This is a genomic window from Halomonas huangheensis, from assembly GCF_001431725.1.
Classification (GTDB): domain Bacteria; phylum Pseudomonadota; class Gammaproteobacteria; order Pseudomonadales; family Halomonadaceae; genus Halomonas; species Halomonas huangheensis.
In genome coordinates, this window is sequence record NZ_CP013106.1 from 68,458 (window position 1) to 85,837 (window position 17,380).

General features: G+C 59.0%; 18 protein-coding genes. 12 read left to right on the forward strand and 6 right to left on the reverse strand.

What is annotated here, in order from left to right:
- Positions 1-13 precede the first annotated feature (13 nt).
- The 6 genes from AR456_RS00295 (at position 14) to ruvX (ending at position 4,431) form a co-directional block, all read left to right on the forward strand.
- Complete coding sequence (locus tag AR456_RS00295) at positions 14-769, forward strand: GNAT family N-acetyltransferase (RefSeq protein WP_021816959.1); 756 nt, start codon at positions 14-16, stop codon at positions 767-769.
- A gap of 78 nt (positions 770-847) precedes the next feature.
- Entirely contained in the window at positions 848-1,177 is a 330-nt protein-coding gene (locus AR456_RS00300; protein WP_021816960.1) for a gamma-glutamylcyclotransferase family protein, read from the forward strand.
- A gap of 265 nt (positions 1,178-1,442) precedes the next feature.
- Entirely contained in the window at positions 1,443-2,207 is a 765-nt protein-coding gene (locus AR456_RS00305) for a CvfB family protein (protein WP_021816961.1), read from the forward strand.
- 153 nt (positions 2,208-2,360) lie between these two features.
- Entirely contained in the window at positions 2,361-3,323 is a 963-nt protein-coding gene (gshB, locus tag AR456_RS00310; protein WP_031206796.1) for a glutathione synthase, read from the forward strand.
- Positions 3,324-3,424: 101 nt separating this feature from the next.
- Positions 3,425-3,982 carry a YqgE/AlgH family protein gene (locus tag AR456_RS00315; RefSeq protein WP_031206797.1) on the forward strand — a complete coding sequence of 186 codons (558 nt, stop codon included), beginning with the start codon at positions 3,425-3,427 and terminating at the stop codon, positions 3,980-3,982.
- A 2-nt stretch (positions 3,983-3,984) separates the two neighbouring features.
- Complete coding sequence (ruvX, locus tag AR456_RS00320; RefSeq protein WP_021816964.1) at positions 3,985-4,431, forward strand: Holliday junction resolvase RuvX; 447 nt, start codon at positions 3,985-3,987, stop codon at positions 4,429-4,431.
- A 91-nt stretch (positions 4,432-4,522) separates the two neighbouring features.
- Here ruvX and AR456_RS00325 read toward each other — a convergent pair whose 3' ends face one another.
- Both AR456_RS00325 and AR456_RS00330 read right to left on the reverse strand, forming a co-directional pair.
- Positions 4,523-5,845 carry an APC family permease gene (locus AR456_RS00325; RefSeq protein WP_021816965.1) on the reverse strand — a complete coding sequence of 441 codons (1,323 nt, stop codon included), beginning with the start codon at positions 5,843-5,845 and terminating at the stop codon, positions 4,523-4,525.
- A 114-nt stretch (positions 5,846-5,959) separates the two neighbouring features.
- The gene (locus AR456_RS00330) at positions 5,960-6,784 is read right to left on the reverse strand and encodes a carbon-nitrogen hydrolase family protein (RefSeq protein ID WP_021816966.1); all 825 of its coding nucleotides are present in this window, start codon (positions 6,782-6,784) and stop codon (positions 5,960-5,962) included.
- 126 nt (positions 6,785-6,910) lie between these two features.
- On the opposite strand from AR456_RS00330, the gene AR456_RS00335 reads away from it, so the two are divergent.
- A complete protein-coding gene (locus AR456_RS00335; RefSeq protein ID WP_021816967.1) occupies positions 6,911-7,717 on the forward strand; it encodes a helix-turn-helix transcriptional regulator in 807 nt (268 codons plus the stop codon).
- Positions 7,718-7,883: 166 nt separating this feature from the next.
- On the opposite strand, the gene AR456_RS00340 is transcribed toward AR456_RS00335, so the two are convergent.
- The 3 genes from AR456_RS00340 to AR456_RS00350 all read right to left on the reverse strand — a co-directional run bounded on the left by AR456_RS00340 (position 7,884) and on the right by AR456_RS00350 (position 10,781).
- Positions 7,884-9,215: a TRAP transporter large permease gene (locus tag AR456_RS00340; protein ID WP_021816968.1), complete on the reverse strand. Its 1,332-nt coding sequence runs from the start codon at positions 9,213-9,215 to the stop codon at positions 7,884-7,886.
- Positions 9,212-9,688 (reverse strand): TRAP transporter small permease, encoded by a 477-nt coding sequence (locus tag AR456_RS00345; RefSeq protein ID WP_021816969.1) that lies wholly within the window; start codon positions 9,686-9,688, stop codon positions 9,212-9,214. The genes AR456_RS00340 and AR456_RS00345 overlap by 4 nt, the downstream gene beginning before the upstream one ends.
- A gap of 91 nt (positions 9,689-9,779) precedes the next feature.
- The gene (locus AR456_RS00350) at positions 9,780-10,781 is read right to left on the reverse strand and encodes a DctP family TRAP transporter solute-binding subunit (RefSeq protein ID WP_021816970.1); all 1,002 of its coding nucleotides are present in this window, start codon (positions 10,779-10,781) and stop codon (positions 9,780-9,782) included.
- A 410-nt stretch (positions 10,782-11,191) separates the two neighbouring features.
- Here AR456_RS00350 and AR456_RS00355 point away from each other — a divergent pair, with 410 nt between their 5' ends.
- Both AR456_RS00355 and AR456_RS00360 read left to right on the forward strand, forming a co-directional pair.
- Complete coding sequence (locus AR456_RS00355; RefSeq protein WP_021816971.1) at positions 11,192-12,199, forward strand: DctP family TRAP transporter solute-binding subunit; 1,008 nt, start codon at positions 11,192-11,194, stop codon at positions 12,197-12,199.
- A gap of 106 nt (positions 12,200-12,305) precedes the next feature.
- Entirely contained in the window at positions 12,306-13,109 is an 804-nt protein-coding gene (locus AR456_RS00360; protein WP_021816972.1) for an SDR family NAD(P)-dependent oxidoreductase, read from the forward strand.
- A gap of 27 nt (positions 13,110-13,136) precedes the next feature.
- On the opposite strand, the gene AR456_RS00365 is transcribed toward AR456_RS00360, so the two are convergent.
- The gene (locus tag AR456_RS00365) at positions 13,137-13,916 is read right to left on the reverse strand and encodes an IclR family transcriptional regulator (RefSeq protein WP_021816973.1); all 780 of its coding nucleotides are present in this window, start codon (positions 13,914-13,916) and stop codon (positions 13,137-13,139) included.
- 142 nt (positions 13,917-14,058) lie between these two features.
- Here AR456_RS00365 and AR456_RS00370 point away from each other — a divergent pair, with 142 nt between their 5' ends.
- From AR456_RS00370 to AR456_RS00380, 3 genes are read left to right on the forward strand one after another with little or no spacing between them, the layout of a single operon-like run.
- Complete coding sequence (locus tag AR456_RS00370; protein ID WP_021816974.1) at positions 14,059-15,228, forward strand: acetyl-CoA acetyltransferase; 1,170 nt, start codon at positions 14,059-14,061, stop codon at positions 15,226-15,228.
- The gene (locus tag AR456_RS00375) at positions 15,225-16,838 is read left to right on the forward strand and encodes an acyl-CoA synthetase (RefSeq protein WP_021816975.1); all 1,614 of its coding nucleotides are present in this window, start codon (positions 15,225-15,227) and stop codon (positions 16,836-16,838) included. Before AR456_RS00370 ends, AR456_RS00375 begins: the two co-directional genes overlap by 4 nt.
- Complete coding sequence (locus AR456_RS00380) at positions 16,835-17,380, forward strand: PPC domain-containing DNA-binding protein (RefSeq protein WP_021816976.1); 546 nt, start codon at positions 16,835-16,837, stop codon at positions 17,378-17,380. The genes AR456_RS00375 and AR456_RS00380 overlap by 4 nt, the downstream gene beginning before the upstream one ends.

Here is a 17,380-nt window from a genome sequence, read left to right on the forward strand (position 1 = left end):
CAGGAAAGGAACAGTGACGGAACACGAAAGCAGGACTCGAGCAGTACTGGACGCAGACCTTGCTGCAGCCTTCGAAGCCACATGGCCAGCAGCCGAATATGCCGATGCCGGAGGCTTTCGCGTGGGCCGTGGCTTGGGCGCGGGTGGTCGTGTCAGCTCGGCACGCGTCGCCGAGGCTTGGCAGGACAGTGATATCGATGCCGCGATTGCGCTGCACGAGCATTGGGAGCAACGTCCGGTGTTTCGAGTGCTGGACAGTGATCGACAACTGATTGCTGTACTCGAGGCGCGTGGTTTCCGGTGTGAGAACCCCACCTTGATCATGGCGATTACTCCTGCGGAACTGCTTGATCGTACCTTGCCGCTGACAGAAACAGAGAGCCGGTCGATCTGGCCGCCATTGGTGGCTCAGCGAGAGATCTGGACGGCGGGTAATATCGGCCCGACGCGCCAGGCGGTAATGGAGCGGGTAGCAGAGCCTCGCACTTCGATTCTCGGCCAACTGGATGACAAGGTGGTGGGGACGGCGTTTGCTGCTATCGATCAGGAAGTGGCCATGGTGCACTGTGTCGAGGTACGGCCTGACTGGCAGCGGCTAGGGCTCGCCAGTGCGATGATGCGGCAGGCGGCGCTCTGGGCTGACGAGCACGGCGCTACACGGTTGGCGCTGGCCGTTAGCCGTGCCAATGACGGAGCCGTGGCAATGTACTGTCGCCTCGGCTTTCGTGATGTCGTGGGATACGGCTACTACGCGCTGCCGGACTGCTGAGTGCAACGTATCCGGATCTTATACTGGCTGGAGAATTGGTTCAGAATGCCGTTTTGACCGTCAGGTTGGAGTCACAGCATGCAACGCCTCTTTATCTATGGAACCCTGGGGCCGGGCCGTCCCAATGAACATGTCATGCAGAAGATCGGTGGCAGTTGGAAAGCGGCAACCCTCAAGGGCCGACTTCTCAAGTCCGGCTGGGGAGCGGCAATGGGTTTTCCCGGGCTGGTGATCGATGAGGACGGCGAAGAGATCCAGGGCCACGTATTCTCCTCTGAAAACCTTTCGAACAACTGGCAGAGCCTCGACAATTTCGAAGGCGCCGAGTACCAACGCGTTCTGACTACGGTAACCCTCGCCAGTGGCGAGCACGTTGATGCCTATGTCTATGCGCTGAGCAACGAATAGCCACCCTGACGTGCAAGTCTTCGCCATCGGGCTCTTGAGCTGGTGGCTGCCTATGCGGCAGTGGACCTGCAGCTATCCAGGCTTCGATAACTGGCGATTTTCCATATTGGCATAAATCGTTGTTTTTATATTTAACTCTGCCTCTTGATCAAGAGGGGGGAGCTGACCAAAGTGACTGCGGCTTATGAGCCTCCAGCTCTCGTCCTGGTTTCCTGCTGGGAGGCTGTCGGTTCATAATGTCCACCTACTCTGTCTGGTGATTCTCATGTCTGATTCCTCCCGTCGTGGCGCACCGCCGTCTCGTGACCGTCGTAACTCAAACGACCGTCGTGCTGGTGGTTCGCGCCCTTCCAATCCCGGCCGTCATGCTGCGCCGAAAGCCAATGTTGGCGAGGTGGCGGATCTGAGTGTGGTTCAGGTGACGGAGATCGGGGCTTTTCTCGATTGGGGTCATCCACGTGATTTGCTGCTGCCGTTGAATGAGCAGCGCCTCAGGCCGGTGGTGGGGCGGCGTGCGCTGGTGATGATCAGCACCGATTACGAAGGGCGCCCGGTGGCATCTCAGCGTCTGGAGCGCTACCTATCGGATACCAGCGATCAACATCGTGCCGGCGATGAGGTGGTGCTGGTGATCAGTGAGACCACCGACCTCGGCGTCAAGGCGGTGGTTGATCATCACTGCTGGGGGCTGCTCTATCATGATGAGTTGAGTCGCCCGGTTCGCCGAGGGCAGCGTTTGACCGGTTACGTGAAGCGCGTGCGTGAGGATGGCCGTCTGGACCTGTCGCTGTTGCCACCGGGTGAAGCGAAACTCGACGTCGTTGGTGAGCAGGTGATGAAGGCACTGCGCGAGGCGGGTGGTTATCTGGCACTCTCGGACAAGAGTCCGGCCCCCGAGATCAAGAGGCGGCTGGGTGTCAGCAAGAATGCCTTCAAGCAGGCGATTGGCCGCCTCTACAAGCGACGCTTGATCGTGATCGAGGATGCGGGGGTTCGTCTCGCACCCAGCAAGGACAGTACAGGCGGATAGCGTTGTGACTGGGGTCGTTTCTGGCTCGTTGGCGCCATGCGGCGTGAATGATTGAATGGCCAGTGTTGAGCCATGCATCGCCTGTTTCCTTGGTGGTGAGGCTGGCCTCGGGCATACTGCTGCACATCCATTATGACTGCGGACGACATTCCGATGAGCAACCGCCCCCTGCGTGTTGGCGTGGTGATGGACTCCATCACCGAGCTGACCTACAAGAAAGATACTAGCCTTGCCATGCTGTGGTCCGCCCAGGATCGCGGCTGGGAACTTACCTATATGGAACAGGAAGACCTGTTCCTCAAGGATGGCCGCGCTTATGCTCGCCAGCGGCCGCTCAAGGTGCATCGCAATCCCGAGCATTGGTTCGACCTTGGTGATGAGCAAAGCCGCCCGCTGGCCGAGCTGGATGTGGTCCTGATGCGCAAGGATCCGCCAGTGGATGGCCACTTTCTCAATGCCGTTCACCTGCTGGCGTTTGCCGAGCGTGAAGGCGTGTTGGTGGTCAACCCGACCCGGGCGCTGTTTGAGTGCAACGAGAAACTGTTCGCTCAGCAGTTCCCGCAGTGCTGCGCACCGACCTTGGTGTCATGCCGCGATGCCGAGATTCGTGCCTTCCAGGCTGAGCATGGCGACGTCATTCTCAAGCCACTGGACGGTATGGGCGGTAGTGGCATCTTCCATATCGGCCCCGAGGGCCGCAATCTGGGCGCGGTGATCGAGACCCTGACCGAACGTGGCCAGCGTCAGATCATGGCCCAGCGCTATCTGCCCGAGATCAAGGACGGTGATACCCGCATCCTGCTGGTCGATGGTGAGCCGGTGCCCTATGGTCTGGCGCGGATCCCCTCCGCGGGTGAAACTCGTGGCAATCTTGCTGCCGGTGGCCGTGGCGTCAGCCGCGAGCTGACGGATCGCGATTACTGGTTGGTCGAGCAGGTGCAGCCGATGATTCGTGACAAGGGCCTGATGTTTGTTGGCCTTGATGTGATCGGTGACTATATCACCGAGATCAATGTCACCAGCCCGACCTGTGTCCGCGAAATCGATGATCAACGTGGCACCGATATCGCTGGTCAGTTGATGGATTCCATCGAGCGACGCCTTGCCAGCCGCTGAGGGTATCGACTGGTGATGGTACAATGTAGGTAATACGCTGGGGCCGTTGACTGGTTCCAGCCATGAACCATTACTGCGTGCCAACACCGCCCGGGAGTCACATGCAAAGTTTGAGAAATCACTTCTTGATGGCGATGCCGCACCTCGAGGACCCGAATTTCGCCGGCACCCTGAGTTATCTGTGTGACCATGATGCCAAGGGCACCATGGGCGTCATCGTCAACAAGCCTACCGATCTGACCCTCGAGGCATTATTCGAGCAACTCGAGATCGAGGCCGTTGACGGTCCCAATCGCCTGGCACCGGTATATTTCGGCGGCCCGGTGCACAAGGACCGCGGCTTTATCCTGCATTACGGGCAAGCCGATGAGTGGGATTCCAGCCTGCAGGTGACGGAAGAGCTGGCGCTGACCACCTCGATGGACATGATGCAGGCACTGGCCCGTGGTGAGGGGCCTGAGCAGTTCATCGTCTGCCTCGGCTGCGCCGGCTGGGAGTCCGGTCAGTTGGAGAATGAACTGATGGACAATGCCTGGCTGACGGTCGAGGGCCGCCCCGCAGTGCTGTTCGATACTCCGCCCGAGCAACGTCTGACTGCCAGTGCCGGTCTGCTGGGGGTGGATCTGAACCTGATGACGCGTGAAGCTGGTCACGGTTGAGTATGAACAGGCAGGGTGAAAGGCTGATTCTGGCCTTCGACTTCGGTACTCGACGTATCGGCGTCTCGGTTGGCAACGAGTTGCTGCGTAGTGCCCGCGAGTTGCCGCCGTTTCCTGCGCGTGATGGCATCCCCGACTGGGATGCCATTACCGCGCTGGTCGACGAGTGGCAGCCGGATCTGTTTATCGTCGGACTGCCCCTCAATATGGACGATAGTGAAAGCGAGATGAGTACCCGCGCGCGCAAGTTCGGCAAGCGGCTGTATGGTCGTTATGGCAAACCCTGCGAGATGTTCGACGAGCGCGGCACTACCCGTGAGGCCAAGAACATTGCCCGCGACCAGGGCCATGGCGGCAACTACCGCAAGGAAAGCGTCGATGGCATTGCCGCGGTGTTGATTCTCGAAGGCTGGTTCGCGCAGCAGGAAGGGCTGTCGGCACGACTGTAGCCTTGTTCCTGTTGACAACAAATCGCCCGGGCATCTGCCCGGGCGATTGCGTATGGAATATCTGTCAGGTGCGAGGCTTGACCTTACAGATTCAGCTTTCCAGGCTTAATTCTGGAGTCGGACGTTGGAAGCCGCGGGTCAGCCACAGAAGCCATAGCAGTCCGCAGGCCAGCCAGATGCTACCCAGTGTGATGGCTCGGGCATCGAGGCTGGCCAGCAGCCACAGGATCGCGGCGAGTCCCAGCAGCGGGGCGATCAGGAAGCGCAGGGTATCGCCGACGCCGCGACGCTGGCCGCGCACATAGTAGTGAGCAATCACTGCAACATTGACCATGGCGAAGGCGAGAAAGGCGCCGAAGTTGATGAAGGAGGCTGCGGACAGTACGTCGAGCTTAAGTGCCAGCAGCGCGACGACGGCACTCAGCAGCAACCCACCTACTGGCGTACCATAGCGCCCCAGACGGCCCAGCAGGCGCTTGGGCAGCACACCATCGCGGCCCATGGCATACAGCAGTCGTGCGCCACTCGCCTGAGCGGCGATGCCCGAGGCGAACTGGCCTACCACCAGACCGATCAGGAAGATCGAGACGAAGATATCACCGCCGATGTTGCGCGCAATTTCGTAGGCGGCGGCATCGGGGTTGGCGAAGTCATATCCTGGTGAGGCCAGTTGCACGAAGTACGATACGATCACGAAGATCAGCCCGCCCAGCAGGGTAATCAACAGGATGGCACGGGGCATGGTGCGTTGCGGGTTGCGGGTCTCCTCGGTCAGGGTTGTCACCGCATCGAAGCCGAGAAACGAATAGCAGGCCACAGCGGCACCGGCCATCAGCAGGGGCAGCGAGCTGGACGCCTGATTGCCGATGAAAGGTGTCAGACTCCACAGCGGCTGGCTGGCATCGCCCAGTACATAGTGCGCGGCCAGCGCCACGAAGGCTGCAATCACCAGTACCTGAACCAACATCATCACGCTGTTGATGGTGCTGGCCAGTCTCAGACCGATGATGTTGATCAGCGTGGTCAAGCCGATGAAGGCGAACAGCCAGGCCCAGACTGGAATCTCCGGGAAGGCCGAATTGAGATAGGCGGCGCCGATCAGCCAGATCACCATTGGCAGGAATAGGTAATCGAGCAGAATGGCCCAGCCGGCAATGAAGCCCAGGCGGTCGTCGATGGCATGACGGACATAGGCGTAGGCCGAGCCTGCGACCGGCAGGGCACTGGCCATGCGTCCATAGCTGTGGGCGGTGAACAGCATGGCGACCAGCGCCGCGAGATAGGCGCCGGATACCGCACCTTCGGTGACTACCGCCAGCACACCGAAGGTGCCGAGAACGATGATCGGGGTCATGTAGGCCAGGCCGAACAGCACAACCTGGCCAAGCGAAAGCATTGGCTTGGGATGGGACATGATATGCCTCGTGATTATTGTTGGTTACCGAGGGCCGGACACCCGTGCACAGGCACCGGGCAGGGCCTCCGGTTCAGGGGAATGGCAGGCTGTGCTGCCGCGATGGCGCCGGGCTCAGGGCGCGTCGTCGGGGAATACCCAGCGTCGTCCGTGGTCGGTGTCGACCGCACGTCCATGCAGGCGCAGCCGCTGATCGGCCAGGTAGTCGTAATCGCGTCGTGCCTGCGGCAGCAGGGTGGGGTCGAGTTCGACGATATGCACGCCATGCTTGCGGTCGGCACGGAACAGGGTATCGCCCGAGGGAGAGAACAGGGCGCTCTCACCGGCAAACTGGAAGCCGACTCCATCACCACAACGGTTGGTCATGGCCAGAAAGGCCTGATTGTCCTGGGCGCGCACCTGGGCGGCACGAGCATGCACCGGACCATAGGGGTCCATATTGCCGTTGGTGACGACCATCAGGTCGACCCCCAGCAGCCCGAGGGCACGTGAGGTTTCGGGGAACTCGATGTCGTAGCAGATCATCAGGCCGATATTGAGACCGCGCCATGGGATAGCACCCATCGACATACCGGGCTTGACCAGGTCCCGTTCGTCCGGCCACAGGTGGGTCTTGCTGTAGCGCAGAGCGAGTCCCTGTTCTGGGGTGATCAGCGCGGTGGTATTGAAGACGCCTTCGCTGGTCTGTTCGAGAAAGCCGATGGCCAGGGCGCAGTCATGCTGACGGCTGGCTTCGATCAAGCGGTGAATCTCTTCGCCATCGGCGTGCAGTGCACGATCCTCGACATGGCCGGGCTCGGCGAAACCAGTCAGGTGGGTTTCAGGAAAGATGATCAGCTCGACCTTGTCACCGTGGGTGGCAATGGTCTCCAGCGTGATCGCCAGGTTGGTGTCGATGTCACCCTCGACGCAGGGCAATTGGGCGAGTGCGATATGCATATGGGCTCCGCAGTCTTCCTGATTATCGATATTGATGGGAAGCTGTATGGTCAGTATCCGTTATTCTGAACGCCTGCCAATTCCATGACAGGGTTACCCCGATAGGGGGCTGGGAGAGTCGAGGTTATGAGCGAAGCATCGCCTCTGGGCGAGACGCAATGGCTGGATATCATGGCCTGGCATCGAGATATGGCCGGTCTTCTGGCGCGTCTGGAGGGGGACGATTTCTGGCTGGCGATGTCGCGTCTGTTGGCCCGACATGTGGCATTCAATACCTGGGTGGTGTTGATCTTCCATCATGATCAGCCACCGACCATTCTCGCCGAGAGCGATGAGGATGATGGCGCCGACGAGTCGCTGTTCCAGGATTATCAGCAGGGGCTCTATCTTCTTGACCCCTTCTATGTGGCGGCGCGCGACAAGGCTTACACAGGGTTGGTGACACTGGATGACGTGGCGCCACAGTGCTTCACCCAGACTGAGTACTATCAGCGCTACTTCAAGCGCAACATCGTGGCCGATGAGGTACAGCTCAACCAGCCGCTCGATGGGCAGCGGACGCTGTGTCTGTCACTGGGCGCTGTCACATCCTTCGATCAGACCGCACTCGGCGTGCTGCAGCTGATTCAGCCGTGGATATGTGAACTGCTGCGGGTGCGCATGCACTTCGAACAACCGGAAGCCGCTCCCGGTGCACATCCCTGGCATCCGCGCAGCGGAGAGGTGCAGGATACGGCCTCCCAGTTCGGTTTGACCGATCGGGAGCGGGAAGTCAGCCAACTGATGCTCGGCGGCAGCTCGACCAAGGAAATTGCCCGCCGCCTGGATATCTCGGTGGAGACCGTGCGGGCCCACAAGAAACACCTGTACGCCAAGCTGAGCATCAACAGCCAGGCCGAGCTGTTCGCCCGCTTCTGGCAGGACAGGGTCTAGCGGGAACCGTCGCTCGGTGCTGCTGTTCAACCCACCAACGGGTGCTGGAGACCATCCACCCACAGCTGACTGGGCCGTACACTGCCCCGGCGCAGGCCGCCGACATCGATCAGTGTCTTGCGTGTCCAGTCGGCGACCGTGTCGCTGTGCTCCGGGGCTACCTGGTCTACAGCATGAACAGCGAAATCGCAGGTACGTAGGTAACCAGCAACAGGCCGAGTAGCGATACGATCAGGAACGGCAGCACACCGAGGGCAATTCTGCCGAGTGGCAGTTGCGTGATATTTGCTGCCACGAACAGATTGATGCCCACCGGTGGCGTGATCAGGCCGATCGACAGGGCCGTCATCAGCGCAACCCCGAACCAGGTGAGATCCAGTCCCAGGCCGGTGACAACCGGCAGAAAGATCGGCAGCGTGATGAACATGATGGTAATCGCATCCATGAACATGCCGGCCAGCAGTAGAATCAGCATGATCACCAGAATGATGACCCAACTGCTGTCGCTTATGCTCAGCAGCACATCGGAGTAACTGCTGACGAGGCCATCCACCACCACGACCCAGCCGAACAGGCTGGCGAAAGCGACCACCAGCATGACCACTGCCGATGCGCTGGCTGACTCGACCACACAGCGGAACAGTGACGTGAGCGTCAGCGTTCGATACACAAGAAAGCCGACCCCCATGGCATAGACGGTGGCGACAATGGCGGCCTCCGTTGGCGTGAACAGCCCGCCATAGATACCGCCCAGAATCACAACGGGCGTCAGCAGTCCCCAGAAGGCCTCCTTGAAGGCATGCTGCAGGCGTTGAACGTAGGGCCGCGAGTAGTCAATGCCGGCGATTGTCTCGAAGCTTGTTTCATCTGCATTGACGGCATTGCTGTCCTTGTCGCTTTGCGGGAAGAACCTGGCGAAAGGCAATGCGCACAGCATGAAGCAGCCAAGAATCAGGCCCGGGACAATCGCCGCAAGAAACAGGTCGGAAATCGATGTTTCAGCAAGGATGCCGTAGATCACCAGGCCGATGGAGGGTGGAATAATCAGCGATAGCGCCGCCCCGGTACAGACCAGGCCCGCAGCAAAGGGGCGCGGATAGCCATCGGCCACCATGCCGCGAATGATAAGTGGACCGATGGCTGCGACCGAAGCCGGACCGGAGCCGCTGACTGCTCCCCAGAATAGGCACACCACTGTCCCCACGAGTCCCATACCACCGGGCAGTGCGCCAACCAGAGTGCGAAAGAAGTGGATCATCTTGCTGGCGATACCCGTGATGCCCATGATATTGCCGGCCAGAATGAAGAACGGAATCGCCAACAGTGAATACTTGGCAATGCCCGATACAATCAGGTCTCCGGCAAGGTCGAGGCCGAAGCCCATCTGGTACATGGCTGCCATCGCCGAGAGTGCCAGGCTGAATGCGACCGGCACTCGCAGGAGCACCAGCCCAAAGAAGATCAGGATCATCAGGGTACCGGAGGAGAGGTCGATCATGATGGCTCTCCGGATTGGCGCAGTTCCATGACGGCGAGTTCCACTTGCCGCACGAGCAGCATGATGAAGCCGACCGGCACGACCAGGGTGTAGATCCACTGCGGTACCTGCAAGGCACTGGATACCACGCCGCTCTGGTACTGATTGACCAGCAGGTTATATGTGAGCCAGGTGCACAGCGCCAGGCTGATGACAATCAGCGCTGTCGAGAGCACCACCATGCCGCGTTTCACCGCGGCTGGCATGCATTCATAAAGTGCGGTGACGGCGAGGTGTTGTCCCTTGCGTGCGGCGATGGCTGCGCCAAATACTGTCAACAACACCATACCGTTGATCACCAGTTCCTGGCTGGAGGCGAGGGAGAACGTAGTGAGATTGCGGACGACAACGTTGATGAATCCCAGCAGCGTCATGCACAGGAATATGACGCCGCAGATGACCTCCTCGAAATGACGCCAGATGTACTTGGTCATGTATCTGTCCTCATGCCAGCTCACTGGCGTAGGTGGGTTCAGTCGATAGGCGCGCGAAGCGAGAGCACTTTTTCAGCAGATGGTGGCTCGATCAATTGGCTAAGCTGTTGGCGCTGTCTTCGAAAGCCTTCACCAGATCTTCGCCGACCTTGCTGGCCCAGCTGTCGTATACGGACTGAGTGGCTTCGCGGAATGCCTGCAATTGCGCATCATCGAGAGTCGAGATCTGCATGCCATTCTCGGCGAGGGTCTCAATGCCGTTTTCAGTCGCCTCGCGAGCGACATCCCTCTGATACTGCATCGCCTGATCGGCCGCGCTCTGGACCATTGACTGGGTGGTGTCGTCCCACGAATCCCAGAGTTGCTTGCTGACGCCGACGAAGATCGGGTCATAGGAGTAATGCCACTCAGTGAGGTAATCCTGAACCTCATAGATACGTTGCGGCACGATGATCGAACCGATGGGGTTTTCCTGGCCATCCACAACGCCCTGCTGCAGCGACGAGAACGTCTCGGTCCACTGGATCTGCTGAGGATTGGCGCCGAGTGCATTGAACACGTCGATGTACATCGGGCCGGCGACACGAACCTTCATGCCCGCCAGATCGTCGGGAGCTTCAACGGGTCTGGCGCTGTTGGTCAGTTCGCGAAACCCGTTCTCCCCCCACGCCAATATCTTGATGCCATGCTCTTCAGCAATCTCCTTCATGCGCTCGCCAGGCGCTCCCTGTATCGCCGTATCAACCTGCTCATAGTTGCTGAACAGGTAAGGCAGCGAGAAGACGGCCATCTCTGGAATCAGTGGTGTGACATTGATGGCGGACGTGATGACGAAGTCGATATTGCCTCGCCCGACCATCTCCGACTGCTTCATCTGGTCGCCGCCGGCGAGCACCGCGTTGGGAAAGATCTTGATCGAGAGTTCGCCATCCGACTGTTCGTCGAGGAGGTCACGAAACCGCTCGGCACCCTGCTGCCAGCTGGTGGTATCCGATGTGTTGTGTGTCAGTCGGTAGGTGTCGGCATAGGCGGCGGTTGATATGGATGTTGCAACGGCCAGAGCAATGGTAGGGATCACTTTCCTGTAGTTCATGGAATTTCTCTTGTTGGTTTGGGAATGCCATGAGTTCCACTAAGTGGAATATTGTTTTCTATTTTTCTGGATTGAGAATGACGTAGCTGATTTCTTCAGACCATAAGACAAAGGTTGTAGTCGGTGGGTTCACTCTGTTCAAAAAAGAGATTTTGGGTTTTATTTAATAAAAAAATTAATAAAATCAATTAATTGATATTAAGATGTTATGTCGAGAGATAATTGATCCATGAGTGTCCCTGTGCCTGGTCGCGCGGCTTTTGGTCCTGAGAAGAGAGCTGGTTTTCGTATTATTATATGGAACGTTTGTCTTTAGTTGTATTGATGGATTACCTCCGGCGCGCCCACACTCGCCCTCGACCCTGGTGCAGGGCCGGGGGTTTCCTCTCCTTTCAGTGATCGAGGTGTATATGAACAACAACAAGCGGGTAGCAGTGGTATTGAGTGTGTTGGCGATGGCCTTCTCTGGCGTGGCGGCGGCAGGCAATTATCGGCTGTCCAGTGAAACCAGCGAGGCCACCAGCCGCACGGTGGGGGCGCAGAAGTTTGCCGAGTTGGTTGAAGAGGCCACGGATGGCGAGGTTTCCGTACGTGTCTTTGCCAATGCCGTGCTGGCGGGTGGTGACCAGCTCAAGCAGGCAGAGATGGTGGGGCGTGGCGACATTGATTTCATCGTCACCTCGGCCATTACTGTATCGCCGCTTGTCCCGGAAATGTCTGTATTTTCGTTGCCTTATCTCTACAGCGGCTATGACGAAGTCGATGCAACTCTGGCTGGTGAGCCGGCCGAACAGGTCGAGGAGATCATGGCCAGTCATGGATTGGTTGTGCTCGGTTGGGGGGAGAGCGGTTTTCGTGAGCTGACCAATAGTGTCAAACCAATAATGTCTCCGGCTGACTTGCGCGGCATGAAGATTCGCGTAGCCGGTCCCATGTTCATCGACATCATGGCAGCGCTTGGCGCCAATCCTCAGCAGATCCAGTGGACCGAGACGTTCTCGTCGCTGCAGCAGGGCGTTGTGGATGGCCAGGAAAATCCCATCGGTTCGATCATCGTGCCGCAGCGCATCTATGAGGTTCAGGATTACCTCACTGCGTGGCACTACTCCTACGATCCCGCATTCCTCGCGGTGAGTCGTCAGCTCTGGGAGTCGTGGGATGCACAGACTCAGAATGAGGTCAGTCGAGCGGCGCAGGAAGCCATGGATTATCAGAAGGAATTGACTCGCCAGCAGACCGCAGATGGCGAAGCCCTGCTGGAAGAAAAGGGCATGCAGATCACCACGCTGAGCGACGAGCAGTTGCAGGCCTTCCGTGATGCCACGCGGGAGCCGTTCGAGAGCTGGGCTCAGAAGGTCGGCATGCCGCTGGTGGAAACCTTTCAGGCGGCCATCGAACAGGTGCGCCAGCAGCCATAGGTCCGCATGACAACGCTGGCAGGTTAGCGGTGAGCTAGCCTGCCGAATTGGTTCTGGACGCAGTCACCCGCCCTACCAGGGTGGATGGATGACAATGAGGTCGACGATGAAACCCTTGATGGAAGGCAAGCGCGTAGTGGTGGTGGGGGCAGGTTCCTGTGGCGAAGGCTGGGGTAATGGCAAGGCAGCCGCAGTGCTGTATGCCCGAGAGGGCGCACAGGTGATTGCCGTGGATCGCGATCTAGAGGCCGCAGAAGAAACCCGACGTTTGATCGTTGAGGAAGGTGGCGCCTGTGAAGTGGTGCAGGCCGATATCACGTGTCGTGCAGATGTCGAGCAGCTGGTTGATGCCGCCATGGATCATTATCGTGGTATCGATGTGCTGCACAACAATGTCGGGATCTCGATTACCGGTGGGCCGGAGGAAACCAGTGAAGAGGATTGGGAGCGTCTGATGCGGGTCAACCTGACAGGGGTATATCTGACCTGCAAACAGGTGCTACCGATAATGCGCGTGCAGGGCGGTGGCAGTATCGTCAATATCTCGTCGGTGGCCGCGGTGCGTTGGATCGGCTTTGGCTACTCGGCCTATACCGCATCCAAGGCAGCCTTGCAGGGGTTTACGGAAAACCTTGCTGCGCAGTACGCGCCACATGGCATTCGTGCCAACTGCATCTTACCGGGTTTGATGGATACGCCGATGATCTATTCGCCATTGACGGCGGCCTATGGGGGCGATGTCGAGCAGATGCGCGAACGCCGCCGTCGGCAGTGTCCGATGGGCTTCATGGGTGATGCCTGGGATATTGCCAATGCGGCGCTCTATCTTGCCTCTGATATGTCGCGCTATGTGACGGGAACCAACCTGATTGTCGATGGCGGCCTGTCGCTGGGTTCCTCGCCAGCATGATGGCGAGGAAGCGAGTCTTGTTGACGATTAACGTAGCTGCTGTGCTGCCCTGATTCGCTTTTCCAGTGCGCGGGCCTCGGCGACCAGTTCTGGTCCCAGTTCCTGCTGCCGCTCCGGCTGCATGCGGTCCTCGATGGCGGCAATGGTCAGGGCGCCGAGTAGGCGGCCCTCGCTGTCGCGTACGGCGGCGCCGATTCCCCATGACCCCTTGATGACCGAGCCACGGTTGATGCCGTAGCCGAGGCTGCGGCATTCCTCGACGCGTGCCCGAAGATTGTCGGGCAGGTCGTTGGGGAAGTGCTGTGCGCACTCGTCTGCATTGGCGGCAATGCACTGTTCCACTTCGTCATCGTCAAGTGCTGCCAGCATGGCGATGCCGCCGCCGCCAATGCCGATCGGTAGGCGCTTACCGGGTTGCAGGACATGGGTCTTGAGGGGGTAGTCGCCATCCTCGCGAACCAGGCAGATGCTGTGCTGCCCACTGCGAATCGAAAAGAAGGCGCTGTCACCGCACTCTCTGGCGATACGCGCCACCGGCTCGGCAACGATGGTGCGCAGACCGTAACGGTGATCGGCGATAACTCCCAGTGCATAGCACTCCGGCCCGAGAAAGTAGCCGTCATTTTCCGATCTGTCGACCATGCCCTCGGCGACCAGGGCCTGTAGCAGGCGATGTGTGGTCGGCTTCGTCAGTCCGGTGTGTTTGGTGATCTGTGCCAGCGTGACGCCTCGGCCCGTGCCGTTGGCGATGGCGCGCAGTACCTGAATGGTGCGCGACACGGACTGGGCTCCCGCAACAGTTGTCATGATGTGGTTTCTCCGTGTTCCATAATATGGCCTACACAATTGGTCTGGGTTGTCAGTTTTAACATTGATAGCGCCATATGCTGCCAATAGAGTGATAATCGTGATAGACAGTTAATTCCATAATATGGAATAAGGAAGATATATGTCAACTCGGAGTCGTATCGTCGGATGGTCTCATCTGGCCTTTGGTAAACGCGAAGAAGCGGGTACTGAGGAGATGATAGGTAAGGTCACCAGTGATGTATTGGCGCATGCCGGTATTGCCGCCAGGGATATCGACGGCATTTACCTGGGAGTCATGAACAATGGCTTCTCGAATCAGGATTTCCAGGCCAGCCTTGTGGCGTTGGCCCAGCCCGAACTGGCGCACACTCCAGCGACGCGCGTGGAAAATGCCTGCGCAACGGGGTCGGCGGCATTGCATGCGGCGATGGATTTCATCGACTCCGGACGAGGCCGTATCGCACTGGTGATCGGTGCGGAAAAGATGACGGCGCTGCCCACCTCCGAGGTGGGTGAGGTGCTGCTGGGGGCCAGCTATCGTCGTGAAGAATCGTCGGACAGCGGCTTTCCCGGCGTGTTTGGCCGGATTGCCGAGCAGTATTTTGAGCGTTATGGCGACTGTCGCGAGGCGCTGGCGATGATTGCCGCCAGAAATCACCGCAATGGCGTCGATAATCCCCTGGCTCATGTGCGCAAGGATCTCGGTATTGATTTCTGCAATACCGTGAGTGAGCGCAACCCGCTGGTTGCCGGTCCACTACGACGTACCGATTGCTCAATGGTGTCTGACGGCGCTGCTGCGCTGTTGCTTGCTGACGCAGAGACAGCGAAAAGCATGGCGAGATCGATAGGCTTTCGGGCGCGCACTCATGTCAACGATATCCTGCCGCTGAGTCGTCGCGATCCACTGGAATTCGCCGGTGCGACGCGTGCCTGGCAGCAGGCTCTCAAGGTGGCGGGGGTCGGTCTGGACGACCTGTCTCTGGTCGAAACACATGATTGTTTCACTATCGCAGAGTTGATCGAGTACGAGGCCATGGGCCTGGCGGCGCGTGGCGAAGGCGCGCGTGTCGTTCGTGAAGGGTGGGGTAACAAGGATGGGCGGTTACCGATCAACCCTTCCGGTGGACTCAAGGCCAAGGGGCATCCGGTGGGAGCCACCGGCGTATCCATGCATGTGATGGCATGCATGCAATTGATGGGAGAGGCCGGGGGAATGCAGGTACCCGGTGCAGAGCTTGCCAGTGTCTTCAATATGGGCGGCGCCGCCGTTGCCAACTACGTCAGCATTCTGGAGCGTAGCCGATGAGCCGGGACATCGAGGCACCAGTGGGAGGTGTCGCACCTGTCAGCCGCAGAGTCATGAACCTTGCGTACTGGCTGACCCAGGCCGCCCGACGTTACAGCGAGCAGCCTGCGCTGGTGATGGGCGATGAGGTTCGTAGCTGGAGCGAGCTGGATCAGCGAGTCAGCGCATTGGCCTATGCCTTGCGTCAGTTGGGGGTCACCAGGGGCGATCGTATCCTGGTGCACTCACGCAATGGCTTCGAGATGGTCGAGACGCAGCTGGCGGCTTTCCGGCTGGGGGCGGTGTGGGCTCCGGTCAATTATCGAATTTCACAGGATGAGGGTGGCTGGCTGTCGGAGCTGACCGGGGCGAGGGTGCTGATTCATTCCGCCGAGTTTTCCGCGCATGCTGCGGCGATGCGTCAGGCCAGCAGATCGCTGTGTCATACCATCAGCATCGGCCCCTGTGACGGTGCGGATGAGGAATACCAGGAGCTGGTCAGCAGGCACCTTGGCCAGACGTGCCGCAATGTCGATGTCGAGCATGATGACCCCTGCTGGTTCTTCTTCACCTCGGGAACCACTGGTAGGCCAAAGGCCGCGGTATTGACCCACGGTCAGATGGGCTTCGTGGTGACCAATCATCTGTGTGACTTGATGCCGGCAACAGATCAGTCCAGCGATGCCAGCCTGGTGATTGCACCACTTTCGCATGGCTCGGGGATTCATTATCTCACCCAGCTGGCGCGTGGCGTCACCACGGTACTCCCGGTTGGCAGCGGGCTGGATGTTGAGGAAGTCTGGGGGCTGGTCGAGCGGTATCGGATTACCAATCTGTTCACTGTTCCGACCATCGTCAAGATGCTGATCGAACATCCTGCGCTGGAGACGGTGGATCATTCGTCGCTGCGTTACATCATCTATGCCGGCGCACCGATGTATCGAACTGACCAGCAGGCAGCCCTCAAGCAATTGGGCAACGTGCTTGTGCAGTACTACGGGCTGGGCGAAGTCACCGGCAATATCACGGTATTGCCACCTGCCATGCACAGCGTTGATGACGAAGCAATGAAGGTCGGCTCCTGCGGCCATGAACGTACCGCAATGCAGGTCTCGATTCAGGATGAGGATGGCCATGAGGTCATGCCGGGCGAAAGCGGCGAGATCTGTGTCTGTGGCCCCGCTGTATTTGCCGGGTACTACGCCAATCCCGAGGCCAACAGCAAGTCATTTCGCAATGGGTGGTTTCGTACCGGGGATCTCGGACATATCGATCCACAGGGGTTTGTTTACCTCACGGGACGTGCTTCGGACATGTTCATTTCCGGTGGCTCCAACGTCTATCCGCGAGAAATCGAGGAAAAGATGCTGACCCATCCTGATATCGAGGAAGTGGCGATTGTCGGCATGCCGGATGAGCGCTGGGGAGAAGTCGGTGTTGCTGCGGTGGTGCTGGCACCTGGGCAGGTATGGGATCTGGAGAACATGCGTGACTGGATGCGCGCGCGGATGACGAGCTACAAGGTGCCGCAACGCTTTCATTGTTTTGATGCGCTGCCACGCTCCAGCTACGGCAAGATCACCAAGAAGATTGTCCGTGAGGCGATCGAGGAGCGGGAGCGTGCAGGATGAAACGAACGTTCGCCAACCCCTGGCCCCGCCCGAGAATGTTGCGCCATGCAGGCCATTTCAACCCATTGCGTATCCACAGCATGCATTACCAGGGCGGACGTCATATCCGCTTGTTGCTGACGCCGGGAAAGAGTCTGTTCGATGCGCTGGTCGAGCCGTTGCGTGAAGCCGGAGTGACCAGTGCCTCAATGACCATTCTCGGTGGCAGGTTTGCCCATCTGGAGTACTGCGTTGCGCCACCCGATCCTTCCGGGCAGGCAGCGATTGCCTATTCCCGCCCGATTGATGCGGGAGAGGCCTTCATGGTTTTCGGCAACGCTACCCTCGGCAAGGACATGCAGCAGCGCCCACTGGTGCACTGCCATGCCACGCTGCGTACCTGTTCCAACGAAGTGAAGGGCGGCCACATCGTGCCGCAGGCTTCGATCATCGGCGAGCAGCCGATCCCTGTATTGGTTACCGCCATTGAAGGGTTCGAGTTGCGTCAGGCATTCGACGATGAAACCAACATTGCTCTGCTCAAGCCTTACAAGGAGTCTTGA